General features: G+C 44.1%; 19 protein-coding genes and 1 pseudogene. 2 read left to right on the forward strand and 18 right to left on the reverse strand.

What is annotated here, in order from left to right; genetic code table 11:
- Nucleotides 1-3 precede the first annotated feature (3 nt).
- From OCV77_RS14485 to OCV77_RS14520, 8 genes are all read right to left on the reverse strand, one after another.
- Nucleotides 4-1,005 (reverse strand): ABC transporter permease, encoded by a 1,002-nt coding sequence (locus tag OCV77_RS14485; RefSeq protein ID WP_118799141.1) that lies wholly within the window; start codon nt 1,003-1,005, stop codon nt 4-6.
- Nucleotides 1,006-1,007: 2 nt separating this feature from the next.
- Nucleotides 1,008-2,111, reverse strand: a complete 1,104-nt coding sequence (locus tag OCV77_RS14490; protein ID WP_118799140.1) for an ABC transporter permease — start codon at nt 2,109-2,111, stop codon at nt 1,008-1,010.
- A complete protein-coding gene (locus tag OCV77_RS14495; RefSeq protein WP_262575715.1) occupies nt 2,104-3,636 on the reverse strand; it encodes an ABC transporter ATP-binding protein in 1,533 nt (510 codons plus the stop codon). Before OCV77_RS14495 ends, OCV77_RS14490 begins: the two co-directional genes overlap by 8 nt.
- Before the next feature lie 142 nt (nt 3,637-3,778).
- Nucleotides 3,779-5,086 carry a BMP family ABC transporter substrate-binding protein gene (locus OCV77_RS14500; protein WP_262575717.1) on the reverse strand — a complete coding sequence of 436 codons (1,308 nt, stop codon included), beginning with the start codon at nt 5,084-5,086 and terminating at the stop codon, nt 3,779-3,781.
- 160 nt (nt 5,087-5,246) lie between these two features.
- On the reverse strand, nt 5,247-5,822 hold the full coding sequence (locus OCV77_RS14505) for a xanthine phosphoribosyltransferase (protein WP_262575718.1): 576 nt from the start codon (nt 5,820-5,822) through the stop codon (nt 5,247-5,249).
- 195 nt (nt 5,823-6,017) lie between these two features.
- Complete coding sequence (locus OCV77_RS14510) at nt 6,018-7,748, reverse strand: carbon starvation CstA family protein (protein WP_118799136.1); 1,731 nt, start codon at nt 7,746-7,748, stop codon at nt 6,018-6,020.
- Nucleotide 7,749: 1 nt separating this feature from the next.
- Nucleotides 7,750-8,277, reverse strand: a complete 528-nt coding sequence (locus tag OCV77_RS14515; protein WP_118799135.1) for a DUF8052 family protein — start codon at nt 8,275-8,277, stop codon at nt 7,750-7,752.
- A 150-nt stretch (nt 8,278-8,427) separates the two neighbouring features.
- On the reverse strand, nt 8,428-9,339 hold the full coding sequence (locus OCV77_RS14520) for a LysR family transcriptional regulator (protein WP_262575720.1): 912 nt from the start codon (nt 9,337-9,339) through the stop codon (nt 8,428-8,430).
- Nucleotides 9,340-9,529: 190 nt separating this feature from the next.
- On the opposite strand from OCV77_RS14520, the gene OCV77_RS14525 reads away from it, so the two are divergent.
- Together OCV77_RS14525 and OCV77_RS14530 are read left to right on the forward strand one after the other, a co-directional pair.
- A complete protein-coding gene (locus OCV77_RS14525) occupies nt 9,530-10,672 on the forward strand; it encodes a YkvI family membrane protein (protein ID WP_262575721.1) in 1,143 nt (380 codons plus the stop codon).
- A gap of 256 nt (nt 10,673-10,928) precedes the next feature.
- Complete coding sequence (locus OCV77_RS14530) at nt 10,929-11,774, forward strand: aminotransferase class IV (protein ID WP_262575722.1); 846 nt, start codon at nt 10,929-10,931, stop codon at nt 11,772-11,774.
- Here the strand turns inward: OCV77_RS14530 and OCV77_RS14535 are convergent.
- The 10 genes and pseudogenes from OCV77_RS14535 to OCV77_RS14580 form a co-directional block, all read right to left on the reverse strand.
- On the reverse strand, nt 11,769-13,100 hold the full coding sequence (locus tag OCV77_RS14535; protein WP_262575723.1) for an MATE family efflux transporter: 1,332 nt from the start codon (nt 13,098-13,100) through the stop codon (nt 11,769-11,771). The genes OCV77_RS14530 and OCV77_RS14535 overlap by 6 nt on opposite strands.
- On the reverse strand, nt 13,100-14,110 hold the full coding sequence (locus tag OCV77_RS14540; protein WP_262575724.1) for a LacI family DNA-binding transcriptional regulator: 1,011 nt from the start codon (nt 14,108-14,110) through the stop codon (nt 13,100-13,102). Before OCV77_RS14540 ends, OCV77_RS14535 begins: the two co-directional genes overlap by 1 nt.
- A gap of 240 nt (nt 14,111-14,350) precedes the next feature.
- The gene (locus OCV77_RS14545; protein ID WP_262575725.1) at nt 14,351-14,671 is read right to left on the reverse strand and encodes a TfoX/Sxy family protein; all 321 of its coding nucleotides are present in this window, start codon (nt 14,669-14,671) and stop codon (nt 14,351-14,353) included.
- 19 nt (nt 14,672-14,690) lie between these two features.
- Nucleotides 14,691-15,323 carry a GyrI-like domain-containing protein gene (locus OCV77_RS14550; RefSeq protein WP_262575726.1) on the reverse strand — a complete coding sequence of 211 codons (633 nt, stop codon included), beginning with the start codon at nt 15,321-15,323 and terminating at the stop codon, nt 14,691-14,693.
- 5 nt (nt 15,324-15,328) lie between these two features.
- Nucleotides 15,329-15,748 (reverse strand): VOC family protein, encoded by a 420-nt coding sequence (locus tag OCV77_RS14555; protein ID WP_262575727.1) that lies wholly within the window; start codon nt 15,746-15,748, stop codon nt 15,329-15,331.
- Nucleotides 15,745-16,662: a helix-turn-helix transcriptional regulator gene (locus tag OCV77_RS14560; RefSeq protein WP_117494654.1), complete on the reverse strand. Its 918-nt coding sequence runs from the start codon at nt 16,660-16,662 to the stop codon at nt 15,745-15,747. Before OCV77_RS14560 ends, OCV77_RS14555 begins: the two co-directional genes overlap by 4 nt.
- A gap of 363 nt (nt 16,663-17,025) precedes the next feature.
- A complete protein-coding gene (locus tag OCV77_RS14565; RefSeq protein ID WP_262575729.1) occupies nt 17,026-17,319 on the reverse strand; it encodes a hypothetical protein in 294 nt (97 codons plus the stop codon).
- On the reverse strand, nt 17,273-17,911 hold the full coding sequence (locus OCV77_RS14570) for a type II secretion system F family protein (protein ID WP_262575730.1): 639 nt from the start codon (nt 17,909-17,911) through the stop codon (nt 17,273-17,275). Before OCV77_RS14570 ends, OCV77_RS14565 begins: the two co-directional genes overlap by 47 nt.
- Nucleotides 17,905-18,261, reverse strand: a pseudogene (locus tag OCV77_RS14575) (type II secretion system protein E); the annotation flags it as partial. The pseudogene OCV77_RS14575 and the gene OCV77_RS14570, both read right to left, overlap by 7 nt.
- Nucleotides 18,262-18,387: 126 nt before the next feature.
- Nucleotides 18,388-18,954 (reverse strand): HipA domain-containing protein (locus tag OCV77_RS14580; protein WP_262575731.1); only part of this gene is annotated, 567 nt, incomplete at its 5' end.

Here is an 18,954-nt window from a genome sequence, read left to right on the forward strand (position 1 = left end):
TGATCATCTTTCTTCTCTGAAGTACGCCAGTCCAAGACTTGCCGGCGGCTGACTTTCACGCTTACTCCTGATACTGGTCACTACCAGTACCACCAGGGTTACCACATAAGGGATCATTTTATATAGTTCCTGATACTCCATATGATCCATTCCTGTCGGTATATACAGATACAGGATATAAAGACCACCGAACAGGAAGGAAGCAAATATGCTGACGTTAGGACGCCATATGGTGAATATAACAAGAGCGATAGCAAGCCATCCTCTATCACCAAAGGCATCGTTTGACCAAACGCCGCAGGCATAATCCATGACATAATACAGACCACCAAGACCTGCGATCATACAGCCCGCTATGGTTGCCAGATATTTATACCTTGTTACACTAATTCCTGCCGCATCTGCTGTATTTGGTCCCTCTCCCACTGCCCGCAGGTGCAGTCCTGCACGGGTATGATTCAGGAAATAGGACGCCGCTACTGCAATGATAACTGCAAGATATGCCAAAAATCCATAGGATAAAAACAGCTTTCCAAACCAGCCAAGCTTTCCTGCAAACGGAAGGGACTTGCTGAAATAACTGCTGGTCGCTGAAAGGGCAATAGACGGAACATCACTTGCAACCAGCTTGATCAGGGAACCCCCGAAGAAGTTTCCAAAACCGACACCAAAGGTTGTCATGGCAAGACCTGTCACGTTCTGGTTTGCCCGCAGAGTTACTGTCAGGAAGCAATATAACAGACCCATCAGCATGGACCCGATCAGACAACAAAGCATGGGAATCAGGATTGCCAGCACCGGATTCATGGCTGCCGCACTTCCTGCAGATCTTTCATAAAAGAAGGATCCAATAACACCACTGATCGCACCCACATACATAACTCCTGGAATACCCAGATTCAGGTTACCTGACTTTTCTGTGATGATCTCTCCGGTACTTCCATAGAGAAGTGGGATTCCCTGGACGATTGCTCTTGGTATAAAGGCAAGTAAAAAATTCCACATGATTACTGTTCCTCCTTTTCTGCTTTCTTACGGAACTGCAGTCTGTAAGTGATAAAGAATTCACATCCGATAATAAAGAACAGAATGATACCAGTCAGAATATCCGCATAGGAATGATTCAGTCCGAAATTTGTAGAAATCTCACTGGCACCTCTGTCCATAAAAATAATCAGAAAGCTGGAAAATACCATAGTAAGCGGATTAAATTTGGACATCCAGGATACCAGGACACCTGTAAAGCCCTGTCCGCCTGCGATCGTAGTTGTCACAGTATGATTGATCCCGCCAACTAATAAAAGTCCTACCAGTCCGCAGACCGCACCGGATAACAGCATGGTACGGATAATAACCTTTTCTACCTTGATTCCTACATATTTGGCTGTATTTTCACTCTCACCTACAACAGAGATCTCATATCCCTGTTTACTGAAGTTCAGATAAACATACATAAATAAAGTAACAAGAGCTGCTACAATAATGCTCAGCAGATATTTGGATCCAAATGCCTGTGGCAGCCATCCGAGATTGGTATCCTGATTGATAATACCGATCTTTCCGGAGCCCTTTGGCACCTCCCATACGATTGTAAAGAAGGCTACCAGCTGTGTGGCAATGTAGTTCATCATCAGCGTGGAAAGTGTTTCATTGGTATTCCACTTAGCCTTAAAGAAGGCCGGGATCAATCCCCACACAGCACCAGCCGCGATACTGGCAAGCACCATACATAAAATCACAAGTCCACCCGGCATTTTATCATCCAGACAGATCATGCACGCTGCAGCTGCAAGACCACCGACAAGCACCTGTCCTTCTCCTCCTATGTTCCAGAACTTCATTTTAAATGCCGGTGTCAGTGCCAGCGAAATCAGAAGAAGAATGGAAATATTCTGCAGAGTGACCCAAGTCTTTCTTACACTGCCAAATGCCCCTGCAAAAATAGATTCATACACCTGGATCGGATTAATCCCTGTCGTTATCGTTGTAATAACAGCGCACAGGATCAATGCCAGTATAATAGCTGCGATACGGATCAGAAGTGCCTGGTACCAGGGAAGCGCACTTCTTTTCACTATATGAAAAAGCGGTTCTTTCTTTTTTTCATTCATGATCTTTCCTGCCTCCTACTCTGGTCATCAGCATACCAACCTCATTTTTATCTGTATTTCTGGCATCTACAATACCACTCACTTCACCGCCGCAAAGCACAAGGATCTTATCTGAAAGCTCAAGGAGTACATCCAGATCCTCTCCAACAAAAATAACGGCTACACCTTTCTTTTTCTGCTCATTGATCAGATCATAGATTGTATAGGAAGAGTTAATATCAAGCCCTCTCACAGCATAAGCAGTAAGGAGTACCGTCGGTGCTGATGCAATTTCACGTCCAACCAGTACCTTCTGTACATTTCCACCTGAAAGCCTTCTGACCGGAGTTGTAATACCTGGTGTTACTACCTCCAGACTTTCTACTACATCCTCTGCCAGCTTCCTCGGTGATTTTCTGTTGGTAAACGGGCTGTGTCCCCTTCTGAAGGAACGGAGCATCATATTATCTGTCAGATCCATATTTCCAACAAGTCCCATGCCAAGGCGGTCTTCCGGTACAAAGGAAAGAGATACTCCCTTTTCTGCGATCTTCCTCGGATCCATACCGATCAGCTCTTCCTTCGTGCCGTCTTCCTCCACATAGCTGATCCTGCCAGACTCTGTTACCTGAAGACCTGCGATCGCTTCCAGCAGTTCCTTCTGTCCACATCCGGAAATACCTGCAATACCAAGGATCTCTCCACTGTTTGCGGTGAAGGAAACATCCTTCAGCTTCAGTATCCCATCCTCATTCCGTATGGTAAGACCTTCCACTTCTATACGCGGCCTTGGATCCACCGGATCCGGTCTTTCAATATTCAGAGTAACTGCATGTCCAACCATCATATTGGTCATTTCTGTCACATTGGTATCTTTGGTCATCATACTGCCTATATACTGTCCATTCCGCAATACTGCCACTCTGTCAGAAAGGGATTCCACCTCATGCATCTTATGGGTGATAATAACGATCGCCTTACCGTCATCCCTCATCTTACGAAGAACATGGAACAGCTTCTCTGTTTCCTGTGGAGTCAGAACCGCAGTCGGCTCATCCAGGATCAGGATATCTACCCCACGATAAAGTACCTTGACAATCTCTACTGTCTGCTTCTGGGAAACAGACATATCATAGATCTTCTGACCCGGATCTACCTCAAATCCATATTTATTACAGATATCTTCAATTTTTTTGGAAGCTTCCTTGATATTCAGCTTGCCGGGCAGTCCGAGAATGATATTTTCTGTCGCCGACAGCACATCGATCAGCTTAAAATGCTGATGTACCATACCAATTCCAAGCTTCAGCGCATCCTTCGGGGATTTGATCACTACTTCCCTTCCATTGATAAATATCTGTCCCTCATCCGGAAAGTAAATTCCAGAAAGCATATTCATCAGAGTTGTCTTTCCACTTCCATTCTCTCCAAGTAATGATAAGATCTCTCCCTTGTAAATATCCAGGTTCACCTTATCATTGGCTATTACCGGGCCAAATGTCTTGGTAATATTTTTCATTGACACTGCGGCTGTTTTGGTTTCCATCTTCTATCCCCTTTCGAGTCTTTTGCGTCATTTTCCGCCCTTTTTCTATTATCACACACTGTATGACAATAGAAAAAGGGCGGCACGGCGAAATTCGCTGCGCCGCCCTCTGAATCATTCAAAAGTCAATCAAATGGCCCTGTTAGAATGCTGTATCCAGAAGGGTGATTCCATCGATCTGAACATTGAAGTAAGGTGCTGAACGGAATCCTTCTCCAGATTCATGGAAATATCCATCAACTACTACTTCATGATCAGGTGTATAATCAGCATCTGTATCAACATCTGCTTCATAGCTGTCCAGTGTCTTGCCCTCTACAGTAAATGTAGAGATATCAAATACATGTAAATTACCTGCAATGATATCTGCCTTAGCTGCATCAATAGCTTCCTGAGTGCCTTCTGCTGCACAGCTTCCAAGCTCAGACAGCTCTACGGAACCGGTCTCAAGATTTCCACACCAGTCAGTGTCAATAGCAGTTCCATTGGCAACACAGGTCATAGCATATTCGAAGTAAGGCTCCCAGTTTACTCTGGAGGATACAAGGAATGTGTTAGGACATGCACTTGCTGTGCTTCCATTGTAGGAAACATCAGGTACACCAGCTGTTTCACATGCAGTAGGAGCTCCCATGGAGTCTGCATGCTGGCTGATCAGTACGCATCCGTCCTCGATCAGCTTGTTAGCGCCTTCCTTCTCTGCTGTCTCATCATACCAGGAACCTGTAAAGGTTACTTCCATGGTTGCTGTAGGGCATACAGAACGTGCGCCAAGGAAGAAAGATGTATAACCGGAGATAACTTCTGCATAAGTATATGCTCCAACATAACCGATCTTAGCCTGGTCTGCTGTGATATCACCATTATCGATCATCTCATTCAGCTTCATACCTGCAGCAATACCTGCAAGATAACGTCCATCATAAATGGATGCAAATGCATTATGATAATTGGAAAGATTCTCTGTATGTGCCTTGGTTCCTGTTGCATGGCTGAACTGGATATCAGGATATTCCTTAGCTGCTTCAATGATATAATCCTCATGTCCAAAGCTGTCTGCAAAAATGAAATTGCATCCGGCATCTGCCAGTTCACATGCTGCTTCGTAGCACTCCTGTCCTTCCGGGATGTTTGTCTTTGTTACACATTCAACGCCAAGCTTTTCACAAGCTGCCTTTGCTGCGTTTAAGAAGTTAAGATCATAGGTAGAGTTTTCATCATGCAGGAAAATAAAACCTGCCTTTACGCTGGACATATCTGCGCCCTCAGCTGCCTCTGTGTCTGCATCAGCTGTCTCTGTGTCTGCTGCTTCAGCGTCAGCCGTCTCCTCTGTGCCTTCTGCTGCTTCTGCTGCGGTGTCAGTTGTATCTGCTGCGGCAGAACCACATCCAGTCAGTGCAACAACTGTCAAAGCCATAGCTGTAAGTAAACTTACGACTTTCTTTTTCATAATTCTCCTCCTGTTTTCCCTCTTAGGGTGTTTGCATACCTGACGTAAAAAGGGCAGTATGACTTTCCATACAACCCCAATGTCCGTCTTTTCTCAACAATAGTCAGTATAATCATCTGTAACTGCCCTTGTCAAGAGAAGGTTCAAAATTTGTTATATTTTAGCGAAAGGTGATCTCACCTGTCTCTGCATCCATGCTCTCTACGATTGCCAGTGACTCCAGTCTGACACCTTTGCTTCGGATCAGGTCTCCGCCCTTCTGGAAGCCTTTCTCTACAGCAATACCGATTCCTTCTACTGTGGCACCTGCCTTCTGTACGATCTCGATCAGCCCCTCCAGTGCACAGCCGTTAGCAAGAAAATCATCAATGATGAGGACATGATCCTCCGGGCTCAGAAATTTTTTGGAAACGATCACATCATATACTCTCTTATGGGTAAATGACTCTATCTTTGTGGTATACACCTCTCCGTCAATATTCAGAGACTGTGTTTTCTTGGCAAATACCACCGGTACATGAAAATGCTGGGCAGCCACACAGGCAATACCGATACCGGATGCCTCCACTGTCAGGATCTTTGTGATCGGACGGTCTGCAAACAAACGTGCCCACTCTTTTCCCATTTCATTAAACAGGTCAATGTCCATCTGGTGATTCAGAAAAGAATCTACCTTTAATACATTGCCCGCCTTTACTGTTCCATCCCTACGGATACGTTCCTCAAGTAATTTCATTTCCGTGCTCTCTCCTCTTTCGCTCATTCCCTGCTTTGCAGGTAGATATTCCTATTATAAATATGTTACCTGCATTTTTTCAATATGTAATTGCCACTTCGTACATATTTTCACCATTGTAAAAGGACCGGGTAAAAAAGGACAGAACAGCCTGCCGGCTGTCCTGCCCTCTGATATCAGCTAAATTCAGTTTTCTTATGCGGCTTTCTTTGCCTTCTGATTCTTCAGAGTCTGTACACCCTCAATGACAAGGACTACAGCCAGCACGATCAGCAGAATACCAAGAATTGTCTGTGCATAAGGCCCCCAGTCAGCACCGCCTGCGGAAATAATTCCGATCTGGTTCTTTACAGTCAGAGCCAGTGAGCTGATCGTTACTACGATCATGAATGCCATAGGGATCAGGAACATCTTATTGTTCTTTCCTGCATTACCAAGCCATGTTGCAACTGCAAGAAGTCCGATACCTGCAAGGAGCTGGTTAGCAGCACCAAACAGACCCCAGATCTTTGCATAGCCTGTCATACCAAGAAGAATACCAAGAACTACAGTAAGGATCGTTGCGAAGTAAGGGTTAACCATTACCTTCTTCCAGCCTTCCTTTACATCCTTTGTTGTCTGACCGGGCTCAAGCCAGAACTCCTGGAACATGAAACGTGCAAGACGTGTTGCTGTATCCAGTGATGTCAGACAGAATGCAGAATAGGTTAATACCAGTAAGGAATTCAGGATTGCATAGCTTCCGGGGATCACATCATCTACCATATGAGCGATACCGCCACCGAAGATTGCTGTTGCACCAACCAGGGCATTGTCCGGGTTAGCTGCATTCCACTTGTATGCATATCCGATTGCACAAAGAGTCAGGACTGCAAGCACGCACTCAAGAAGCATACCACCATAAGCAATGGGTTTGGCATCCTTTTCCTTATCCAGCTGCTTGGATGTTGTTCCTGAAGAAACCAGTGAATGGAAACCGGAGATTGCACCGCAGGCAACTGTTGTAAACAGTACAGGGAATAAGTACTGCGTACCATTTCCATTGTCTACTGCAAATCCTCCAAATGCCGGGAAGCTTGCATCAAAGGTAGGATGTCCCACAACAACAGCAAAGATTGCTACCGCAAGCATTGCATAAAGCAGGAATGAACTTAAGTAGTCACGGGGCTGAAGCAGGATCCATACCGGTGTTACAGAAGCGATTGCAATGTAAAGACCAACGATCCACATCCATGTCTTTGTAGACAGATAGATGGGATGGAAGTTCATACCGACCGCCATAATACCAATGATAGCAAGTACGCCAACTACGGATGCAATACCCATAGGCATATTTCTGCGGTATACGCAGAAGCCAAATACAATGGCAATAACGATGAACAGTAAAGAAATCATGGCTACAGATGCAGGTGTTTCAGACTTAACCATATCTACTGCTCCGCTCTCATCAAAGGTTGCTCCGAATGTAGATGCTACAATAGATGCGAAAGCAGCTACAACAAGGATCAGCGTCAGATAAGAGAAGATGATGAACAGCCTCTTTGCACGCTTGCTCATATTTGCGGAAATAATCTCTCCGATAGACATGCCTTTGTTGCGGACAGATGCGAAAAGTGCACCAAAGTCATGTACACCACCAAAGAAAATACCTCCTATAAGAATCCAGAGTGTTACAGGCAGCCATCCAAACATAGCTGCACCAATTGGTCCTGTGATAGGGCCGGCACCTGCAATAGATGAAAAGTGATGTCCCATCAGAACCGGTGCTTTCGCCGGTACATAGTCAACACCATCTTCCATGGTATGAGCCGGTGTCTCATTGTTTCCTTCACCTACGCCCCACTGTTTGCACAGCCAGCCGCCGTAGAAGATATATCCCAGCACCAGAATGGCAACGCAGATGATCAGAAGTACTAATGAATTCATATTACCTATCTCCCTTCGATTTTTTTGAATATAGTACTTTTTTCAAAATTTTCGCTGTCTGTCTGCCGCCTGCATTTGCGTCAATCTGTCCTGTTGACAGCTCTATCAGCGCGGTATGATGATCTGCCCAGCCATGCAGCGAAAAATGAAAACTTTTGTAAATGCGGCACTTCTTCAATGCCTTTCTTGCCTCTTCCTCACAGGTATCACAGATAAAAACCGGGGTGATATAAGAGGCCATGTGTCCCGGTCCGACATGAATGCGGTTCATGCCATCTTCATGGATATAATCTCTCCATTTCTGATAAAGCTCCATTGTCAGATGGGGAATATTGACAAGATATAGGAATTCTTCATTATCAGCAGACCAAAGTTCTGCCTTTTTTGATATCACATATTTCCCTGAGTGCTCAAAAAAATCACAGCGTGCTGTGATTGGTACCTGGTCATCTTCGATCAGATGAATATTATAGCAGGAGCTATAGCTCCTCAGCAGTCTGTCAATGACTGCTTCTCTTGTATATTCCATTCCGATGGTTCTCCACATATGTTAATTTCATGTTAAGATTCTTTGCGTTTTTTATTCTAATACGGTATTGCGTTTTTTGCAACCTGTTTTTTGTAATATTTCTTTTGATCTTTTTTCACATTTGCCCGGAAAAATAATTTTGATATGACATCATTCTGTATATTCGTGAGTTTTCATCCACGCAAGCAGCTTTTCGATCGCCGGATTTTTATTTTCACGCTTCCAGCCAATCTCCAGATCCAGCTGCTCTGCGCTGCCATCCTCCCGCACAAGCGGTACGATCACCAGATTCCTGGCATTTCTGTAATAACGGACAGCATATTCCGGCAGGATCGCTATTCCAAACCCTGCCGACACCTCAAGAAGTACTGTCTGCACCTCCTGCTCACGGAGTATTATATTAGGAATAAACCCGCCTCTGTTATAGCAGATCAAAACCTCCTCCGCTTCGTCATTGGACCGCCCTTTTGGCTGCATGATGATAAAATCCTCCCTGGCAAGATCCCTGTACTGCAGATGATTTTCTCCTGAAAGGATATGTCCTGGATACAGAACTGCCATCATTGGATACCTTTTCAGGAAACGATGCTCCAGATCTTCAAAGCTCTGGGTGAACTGGGAGAGGTTAAACACCACATCGCAGGTACCGTCCTCCAACAGCTTGTATAAGGTTGTCATATTTTCCCGGACAAGATGGATAGAAATATGCGGATAGGCTTCCCGGAAGCTCCGCAGAGTCTCTGAGAACCGGCTCTGCTCATAACCACGGATAAATCCTATGGTAAGCTCCCCGTATACTCCCTCTGCTGCTGTCCTTGCCAGCTTGGCAGCTTCCTCTGCCCTGATCAGGATAACCCTGGCTTCCTTCAGATAAACCTTTCCTGCTGCTGTCAGCTCCACGTGGTGCTTATCCCTGACAAATAAAGGTACTCCCACCTTTTCTTCCAATGACTGTATCTGCAATGTCATGGCTGTCTGTGAAACAAAGCACTGTCTGGCTGCTCTGGTAAAATTAAGCTGTTCTGCTACCGCCACAAAATATTCCATCTGTTTCAGATTCATAATTTCCCCTTTTTATACTGTCAGAGTCTATCATTCTAAACCCCCATGAGTCAGCTTTGGGGCTTAGGTTTCTGCCTCTGACATAATAAGTTTTACTTATTATAATATGTGATATTTCTATTGGCAAGTTTTCCTGGTATCCTCTATAATTCATTTTATAAATAACAAAAGAAAGTGAGCGAACACTATCATGAAAAACTTCAAGCACTTCTATGAAGGCACCTATGCAAAATATATTCTGCCCGGTGTTCTTCTTCAATCCGTTCTAATCGGCGGCGGCTATGCTACTGGACGTGAAATTTATTCCTACGGTGCCAAATTCGGTGCCCTTGGCTGGATCTCCGGTCTGACGATCGGTATCGGTTTTGCCCTGTTTGCTTTCCTTACCTTTGAGATCTGCCGTATCTATAAGGTTTATGATTACAAAAACTATATCAAAAAGGTGATCGGTCCCTTATGGCCCGTCATGGATATACTGACCGTTCTGATCGCTATCCTGCTGATCGCCGTAATGGCCGCCGCTACCGGCAGTATCTTTGAGCAGGCCGGACTGCCTAATATCCTTGGCTCTGTTGTGATCGTCCTGATCTGTGGTCTTCTGAATTTCAAAGGCTCCAAGGTAATCGAGAAATTTGAGTCCATCGGTACGATCCTTCTCTATGGTGGCTATATCCTGTTCACAGTTCTTGTTCTGATAAACAAGGGCAGTAACATTTCCCATGTTTTCAGCACCATGGATACCAGCTCCTATGATGGTTCCGTAACGGTTCCTCTCTGTATCGGCACCGGCATCCTGTATGTTGCCTATAACATCAATGCCATTCCCATGGGTATGTTCTCCCTGACCAGACAGACCAAAAGAAAGGAAACCTTCATTTCCGGTATCATCGCAGGTCTTCTGATGGTAATCCCGTGGTTCCTGTCTTACTTCGCAATGATGTGCTTCTATGGAGATCCCTCCATTGTCGGTGCTGACGTAACAACCCCCTGGATGGAAATGATCCTTGCCATCAACGGCGGTCCTGTCCTGATCACTCTGTTCAGTATTGTTATGGGCTGGACTCTTGTGGAAACCGCAACAGGCTGTATCCATATGATCATTGACCGTTTTGATGTAGCACTGGTTGAAAAGGGATCAGAGAAGCTTTCTGACAGGAAGCGCGGAATCATCACTGTCATTACCCTGATCGCTGCCCTGATCTTATCAAGGATCGGTGTTGTTACCCTGATCGAGAAAGGCTATTCTCTCCTCTCCTATGGCTTTATCCTCTTCTATCTGCTTCCTACGCTGTTAATCGGCGGATATAAGATCATAAAGAACTGGAAAGTATGAATTCCTGTGATATAATTGATATAATATGATACCAGGGTCAAAAGGTCTAAGCCCACATGAGCTTGCTCATAAGTGGGTGAAAGACCTTAGGACCCGCCCCGATATGAGCATATCGTGGGATGCTAATCCCACGATATGCGAATATTGGGTAGGATTGTGGAAGTGCGTAGCACGAAGCAATCCGTAGGTATCAAAGTCGGGGGCTTTTGACCCCGACATTATAATATAGAAGTAATAATTGCAAAAGGAGAACGCTATGAAATATGTTGGATATTATAATGGAGAAATAGGTCCCCTGGAAGAAATGAAGATTCCCATGCTGGATCGTGCCGTATACTTCGGTGACGGCTGCTATGATGCTACCACCTTTGCAAACAATCATATCTTTGCTGCAAAGGATCATCTGGACCGTTTCTACAACAGCTGCAAATTACTGGAAATTCCTTTTACCATGCCAAGAGAGGAACTGATTGCTGCCCTGCAGCAGTGTATCGATGCCAATGACAGTGATCACGGCATGCTCTACTGGCAGTGCTCCCGTGGAACTGCCCTCCGCGGCCACCAGTTCCCACCGGCTTCCGTAAAGCCAAACCTGATGATCTTCACAGTCCCCTGCGATCTGATCCCCTTTACCACTACCTTCCGTTTGATCTCCATGGAAGATACCAGATTCCTGCACTGCAATATCAAGACCCTGAACCTGATCCCCAGTGTGATCGCTTATCAGAGATGTATTGAAAAGGACTGCCAGGAAACCGTATTCCACCGTGGCGACCGTGTAACAGAATGTGCACACAGCAATATACTGATGATCAAGGATGGTGTGCTCTGCACTCCTCCAAGGGACAACCTGATCCTTCCCGGTATTACCCTGAAGCATCTGCTGATGCTGGCTGAGCAGAACGGCATTCCTACCAAAGAGGCTCCGTTCACCATGAAGGAGCTGGAAGAAGCCGACGAGATCATCGTCAGCAGCTCCGGTGGTCTGTGCATCCAGGCTGTTGAGCTTGACGGTAAGCCTGTTGGCGGCAGGGATCCAAAGACACTGAAAACTCTGCAGGATGCCTACGCTGCTTATTATGCAGCGGATACATCGCTATGATAAGCTGATCATCCATTTACGCTTTCTGAAAATAACAAGTGCTACAGCAAGCCTGAATATTTCCTCTGTGGTAAGCAATGCATATACACCAACAATGCCCCATCTAAACACATATGCAGCAAGCAGACACAGAGGAATTCCTATGCACCAAGTGCCAACAATATCAATCACCATGATGATTTTTGTATTGCCGCCGCTTCTTATGATGCCTCCGCTAAGTATCATATTTTCCACCTTGACCGGTGCATATAGGGCAAATACAATAAGCAGTATTCTCCCAAGTTCTTTTACGCTGTTATCCACACGATACAATCCGGTATAGACTCCTGCAAGTAAAATCAGCAATGAGGCTACCACAACCGAACCGGCTAAACCGGCATACATGATCTTCTTTGACTCAGCATAAGCCTCATCATATTCTTTCCTGCCAAGCCGCTTGCCGATCATTACACCTGCCGCCGCTGACAGTCCACTCAATGCACCTACTATCAATCCCTGTATCGGACCGGTAAGCGTATATGCTGCCAGGTTTGATGTGCCAAGATGTCCATATACAGCTGACTCCACATTTTGTCCAAGGCTCCACAGAAATTCACTGACCAGAATCGGCATGATCATAACCAGATAATCCCTGATTGTGATCTTCTTAAAACGCAGGGATAGCACCGGCTTATCCCCATCTCTTCTATTACATACAACAAATCCAATAACAATGAATACAAGGTTAAACAGCTGTGAAATAAGCGTTGCAATCGCAGCTCCTTTGATCTCCATACGCGGAAATCCAAATTTACCGAATATCAGCAGATAGTTCAGCCCTGTGTTTACAGCAACTGCTCCAAAGCTTGCCAGAAATGGTATCGTGGCATGTTCCCTGCAGCGCAGCCATGCAGATAAAATATTACTGACTGCCATAGGGATATAAGAAAACGCTACAATTCGGAAATAGACTGTACCTGTATTTATAATACTCATATCCTCAGTATAAAGTCCAAGAATCTGCAATGGAAAGGCTCCTGCCGCCAAAAGAAACAATGCTGATATCATAATTCCGCAAATGAGGCTCACATCAAAGCTGCACCATGCCTCTTTTTTATCTTCTGCACCCATAAATTGTGCGATTAATATCCCGGCAACCGCACCTACCGCTCCAATCACCACAGAAAAAATTAAAGAAAAATTACTTCCAAGCCCAACTGCCGATATATTAGTCTCTCCCAGCTGTCCGATCATGATCTGGTCAACAATTGAAAATGATGCCTGCAGCATACTTTGCAGTGTGACAGGAACTGCTATTTTACACAGTGATTTCATAAACTTTGACATTATAGTTTACCCGTACTTTCTCTTTTTATCAGCTCAACCGGCAATACGATCTCCGTTTCACAATCAAAGCCATCGCGCATTGCCTCAAGACATTCAATTGCAGTTTTTGCCCTTAAAGATGCGTCCTGATGAATCGTCGTAAGCGCAGGACTGCTTTCCCTGCTTGCCATATTGTCATCAAAGCCGATCATCTGGATATCTTTGGGGATTTGCATACTCTTTCCCTGCAGAAAACGCATGAACTCAAGCGCATAAAAATCTGACACCGCAAAAACAGCAGTAATATTATGCTTTAACATTTCCGGAAATTTATCCTCATAAAAATCCAATCTTTCCTTTTCGGTCTTTGGAATCTCCCATCTTATGACTTTCCCCGGCTCAAAGGCTTTGCGAAAGCCTTCGATGCGCTCCTTATCCATACAAATAAAATTATCAGCTATACATAATGCTTTTTTATGGCCGAGCTCCCTCAAATATTTTCCTGCCTGGCAGCCACCATCATAATGATTGATGACAAGATTAACCACCCTTGAGCATTTCTCAAAATAGCCATCGTACACAACACAGGAAATCCTCGTCTGGTTTCTGAGCTGCTCATAATCCGCTTCGCAAAATCCCATCAGGATCAGTCCATCCATATTCCACATGGAGGCAAACACCGGAATCTCACTGATATCCGCAGTTGTTTTTATCATCAGAAAATATCCCTTTTCATTTACCTCGCGGGAAAGAGCATTGAGTGATGACATCACAAATCCATCCTGTAAAACCCTGCCCTCATACTTCTCATTATCATTGATCACCACCCCGATGATTCTTGAATTATTTCTCGCAAGCAGAATACCCGCCATATTCGGGATATATCCTGACCTTTCAAGCTCCTGCTGGACGCGCTTTACCGTTTCATCTGAAATCTTTTCTGTTTTGCCATGAATCACCTTTGAGACCGTCGCTGTACTGAGTCCTAATGCATCTGCGACATCCACGATCCTGATCCTGTTCTGTGCCATGTCGATTTCCTCTTTTTTGATATTCTGATCATATGGTACAGCAAAAGTATCGGTTTTACAAAGGTTAAACGCGTAACCACTCACAAAATTCATATTCAGTTTTTGTGAAATTTTACCAAGGGATTTTGTTCTTTTATTTCTCCAATGAAATTTTCAATGAGTCTGTTTACTTCATCCAGCTGGTCAGTTTGAGCTTCATTTGTGCATTCACATTTGTTTGTTTTTGTCAAGTCTTAGTTCTTAATGTATATTTTTCTTTTTCTTTTCCGGCAATTCTTCCCACATACTCTCAACCAGTTCACACAAAAACTGCCGATCATCTACATTATCAACCAAAATCATTTCTTTAGCGCCATGATACGGCAGTTCCATCTCGGCATCCGGCATCAGCCTCAATGCCATCGGAACCGGCTTCACCAAAAGTCTGTCATCATATATTCCACCAAAAATCTTTCCACGGTAATAAAGGATGTATTCGCCCATCATTGCCCGGCTGCTGACTTCATCCAGTCCTGATAATTGTTCCATAACAAAATCCAAATACTCTTTTGTTGATGCCATATTATTTCCCTCCACACCCTTAGGCTCTCTTTATCGGATGCCTGATTGCAGTCTTCAACTTCTCCGGCGCTACTTTCCTCGCATCGCTCAGATAAATCTCGTGGTGCATTCTCCGATCCGTTATATCCAATGCGTATCCCTGTTCTTCCATAAACCTGTGCATTGCACCTACCGTAACAGGCTCATCGTCATACGCTCCGATATGCATACACTGTACACACAGACCTTCCTCATAGGAAAAAAACTCAGCCTTAGAAAAATCCTGCTTTTTCTTTGCCGTAGCTTTCCTGACAGCCCAGTCGAAATCTTCCCTGGTAACAAAATCCGGCAATCGAATAACAGAGATCCACTTAAAATCTTCCTTACGAGCATAATCAATTCCGGATACTCCATCCTGCCACCAGAATCCCTCTAATGGCGGCACGACATAATCGAAATATCCATCAATCTGATGATCTTCCTTTTTGCTCATTTTAATCGTAAATGCAATTCCATACAGAAGTCCGATAGCCTGCTTGTATTCTCCGTCTGCATCATTTGGATTGCCGCTTCCCCTTACCGCTATATAGTTCATTTTCGGAACAGTTACGATAGACGGTGTGCCTTTCGGCATATAAAATTCTTTATATTCCTTCTTGTAGTCAAAAGCCATATCCTTTACACCCCCTCTAAGTCCTTCTCTTCATAAGGCTTATTCCAGGAACCAATCTCTATCAGATTTCCTTCCGGATCAGCAATATAGCAGGTTCTCTGTCCCCAAGGTTCAAGTTCCAGTTCAAGCACAGATGTTGCACCATTTTCCACAGCCTTCTTGTATGCCTCGTCCACCTCTTCAAAAGTATCAACATATAGAGCTATTTCAGAATGACCATTCAGACCCTTGATATACTCATATCGCCGGTTTGTCATCTTCTCAAAATCATTCCGCCCATACAGTAAAAAAAGTGTTCCGTCTTTTACAAGATAAACATTGGAAGTATTCTCTTCTTCCTTAATTTCAAATCCGAGGACATCCTTGTAAAAACGAATCATCTTTGCCATATCATCAACAAACAACCCAAAACCGTCTAATCTCATTTTCCTAATCCTCCATAGATTTTTAATATTTCCTCTGCATTCCTGCGAATAATGTCCCGCACTTCTTCGGGCTCAAGCACCTCTACTTTTGCTCCAAATGTCATAAGCCATGTCACAAGGTTTTCCATATCCGTATAGTCTGCTGAAAAGAGCAGCCTTCCATCGTCCGTTTCTGTAAAGCAGTTCGGTCCAAATTCTTCAACCAGCCGCCACTTCATATTCGGTGTGAAAAGAGCTTTTACCTTTATCCCACCCGGAAATATCTTCTCATTTGACAAATCCGGCATTGGTACATCTCTACGCAGGAATCCACGGTCTGTTTCAACAACACAATCCATACGGTTCAGTTTGAACAGCCTATAATCTTTACGTTCTAAACACCACCCCCATACATACCAGCTCGACCACCGGAAAACCAGATAATATGGTTCTACCCTTCGGTTGCTCTCTCCGGACGGAGCATAATACTTAAATCGTATGATGCGCCTGTTTTCTATTGCACTCTGTATTACCTCGATCTTTGGAGCAAGAGAACCCTTATACCATGAAGATAAGTCAATCAGCATAGAGTCTCTTCCACTGATGAACTCTGATGATCCGGTCTGGATTTTCTCCATCAGTTGACTGTAGTACCTGCTTCCGCTCACACTGTCAAGACTCCGCAAACCCGCAAGAATCATCTGCATATCTTTGGAGCTCAAAATCGTCCTGTCCATACGATATCCATCCATAATACTGATACCACCACCGGTACCCTGTGCAGTTTTTATAGGAATACCTGCTTTACAAAGGTCTTCAATATCCCGATTTATTGTCCTTCGAGATACCTCAAATCTTTCTGCCAGTTCAGGAGCCGTTGTCTTTTCTTCCTGCAGTAAGATTGACAATATACCGATAAGTCTATCTATTTTCATCGTTTCTTACACTCCATACATATTATACCTGATTCAACACGACAGCTATATGTCATGTTTATTATATCTGCGAAAAATTTTTCTGTATACGATAGAATGCACGCTCCGCAAACATTCTATTGTCATGAACAAAAAGCCTACGAACATCAGATTTTATTCCAAATGTCCGAAGGCTCAATAACATTAGTTGAATTTTCTCCATCCGATAAGCCAAGTTAGCCTATGATTCACTTGGAATCATCTGAAAATACTTCAACGCCTCTTCAATCGCTATTTCTTTTTCTTTTGGGCATTCCGGCTGTCCGCCCTTCTCAGATTTTGGCTTATTATAGTTCTCTCTTTCTATAATTCCATGCTTCTGCTTTATCTGTGCAATTTCATGATTTCATAAGCGGCCTCCTCATCCGGCTCCATCTCAGGTGTGCCATACAGATACTCCCTTGCCTCTTTATAGGCATCCGTCCACTTGGCATAAAACTCCTGACCATCCGTATCTTCTGTTTCTGGCTCATCACTGAAATCATCTGCCGGAGCTTCTACCATATCTTCTAGCACTTCAGAATCATCTGCATCCATTTCTTCCCTTTCGGTTTCCAAATCTTCCAGTCCCTCATCCTCTGTATAAAGATATCCTTCTCCATTCCTTAAACACATCATCCGCTATCCTTGTACGCAGTTCGTCCAAGGCCGCCTCCAAATCAGGATCAATCAGACGGATTCTTGACACAAAATCCTGAAAGATGTTCTTTACCGGCGGATTTAAATATTCCAGATTCTCTTCCACAGAAGTCAGGATATCTTCACTTCTTAGATATGCGGTGGTAATGATGGACAGTGCTGTTTCCAGTTCTGCTGACACATCCTTTTTGAAATGGGATGCAGTCAGCTTAATATACCAGAAGGGCAGGAACATAAACCCTACCGCTGCAACGGGTACCAGAAAGAAATTTTCAAGCATGGCTGCCCCGGCGGCACCGACAGCAAATAAAACCAATGATACCGTGCATAAAAACGGAAATGTATTTTCCCTGTTGGTAGCCTTTAGGATACTCTGTATCTCTTCCACTTCTCTTCTTAAGAAGGACTTTTTCTTTCTCTGCGTCTGCTCTAAAATCTCCTCTCGGATGCCTTTTGGTCCGTCTAACAGCCTCTTAAAAATATTACCGGTAAAATCCGTAAGATTAATGCCCAGCAATAAAAATAAGCCTATGATGATACCCATACAGGCCATTACCTGCATTGTCAGCATATGCTTGCACCTCCTCCCGTTATTTTATTTAACACTTCCCTAGGCATTCCGTTTTCAAGGGACCTCTTTTTTAAGCTCTCTGAAATACCGCACACCTTTTTATGGGTTCCGTTGATGATGAATTTATCTCCTTCCACCCGGTTTTCCGTAATTTCATAACGAAACAGGGAATTAAAATGTCTCTTTCCATCGGGTGTGATTTCACACTCCATGATTTCCATGAGCCTTCTTTTCTTGTTCTCAAGCTGCTTGGTAAATACCACGATGGGGAATGCCTCCGTTACCAAATCCATCAGCACCTCATCATCCATGTCGTATTTTCTCTTACACAGGGTTGCGGTTCTTACATACTGCAGCCACTACTCCAGTGATAACTGCCAGCACACCGGCTACTACTAACATTTTTTTCATGATTACCTCCAATTCTTCACAAAAAAAGACACCGCATTTTTTACGGTGTCCTCTAAGTTCATCTATTACATTGTCATATTCGGCTCGGACAACTCCTGCTTTTCTGACATTACCATGTCATATGCAGGCTTTAAAATCTGTTCGAACCTTGCAGTTATATACCTCTTATAAAAGGTTTTCTGCAACTCGGTAATAAAGGGTACTTCCTCAATAAACCCTTTTATCTGCTCCAAGTTAATTTTCGGAACCATTCCTTGTATTGCGGCATTACACTGCGGCTCCTCTGCCGACATAAGAAAATCATAGTAATTGATTTTTCTTCCGTCTAACTTAATTGCTGATGTTGGAAATTGGTATATCCTGGCATTCATCACATCTTCATTTACCAGTGCCTGTTCCATAATCCTCTCGTCTGCCTGCGGCAACAGACAGCTTCCACAGTCATAAACCGGAGCAATGCTTGCCTCTTTTGTGGAATCATCATACAAAAAGCCCCAGTTTCCATTGTGCCTATCAAAATTTCCAAGCAGGGCATCTACCACAAAGACATTAAAGAAGTGCTGCATCAAAAGGGATGGTTCCATATACTGCTGTTTTTCTATGGTATCCATAATGTCTGCCAGTTCTGTTCC

It is taken from the genome of Suilimivivens aceti, assembly GCF_025567405.1.
Lineage (GTDB): Bacteria > Bacillota > Clostridia > Lachnospirales > Lachnospiraceae > Suilimivivens > Suilimivivens aceti.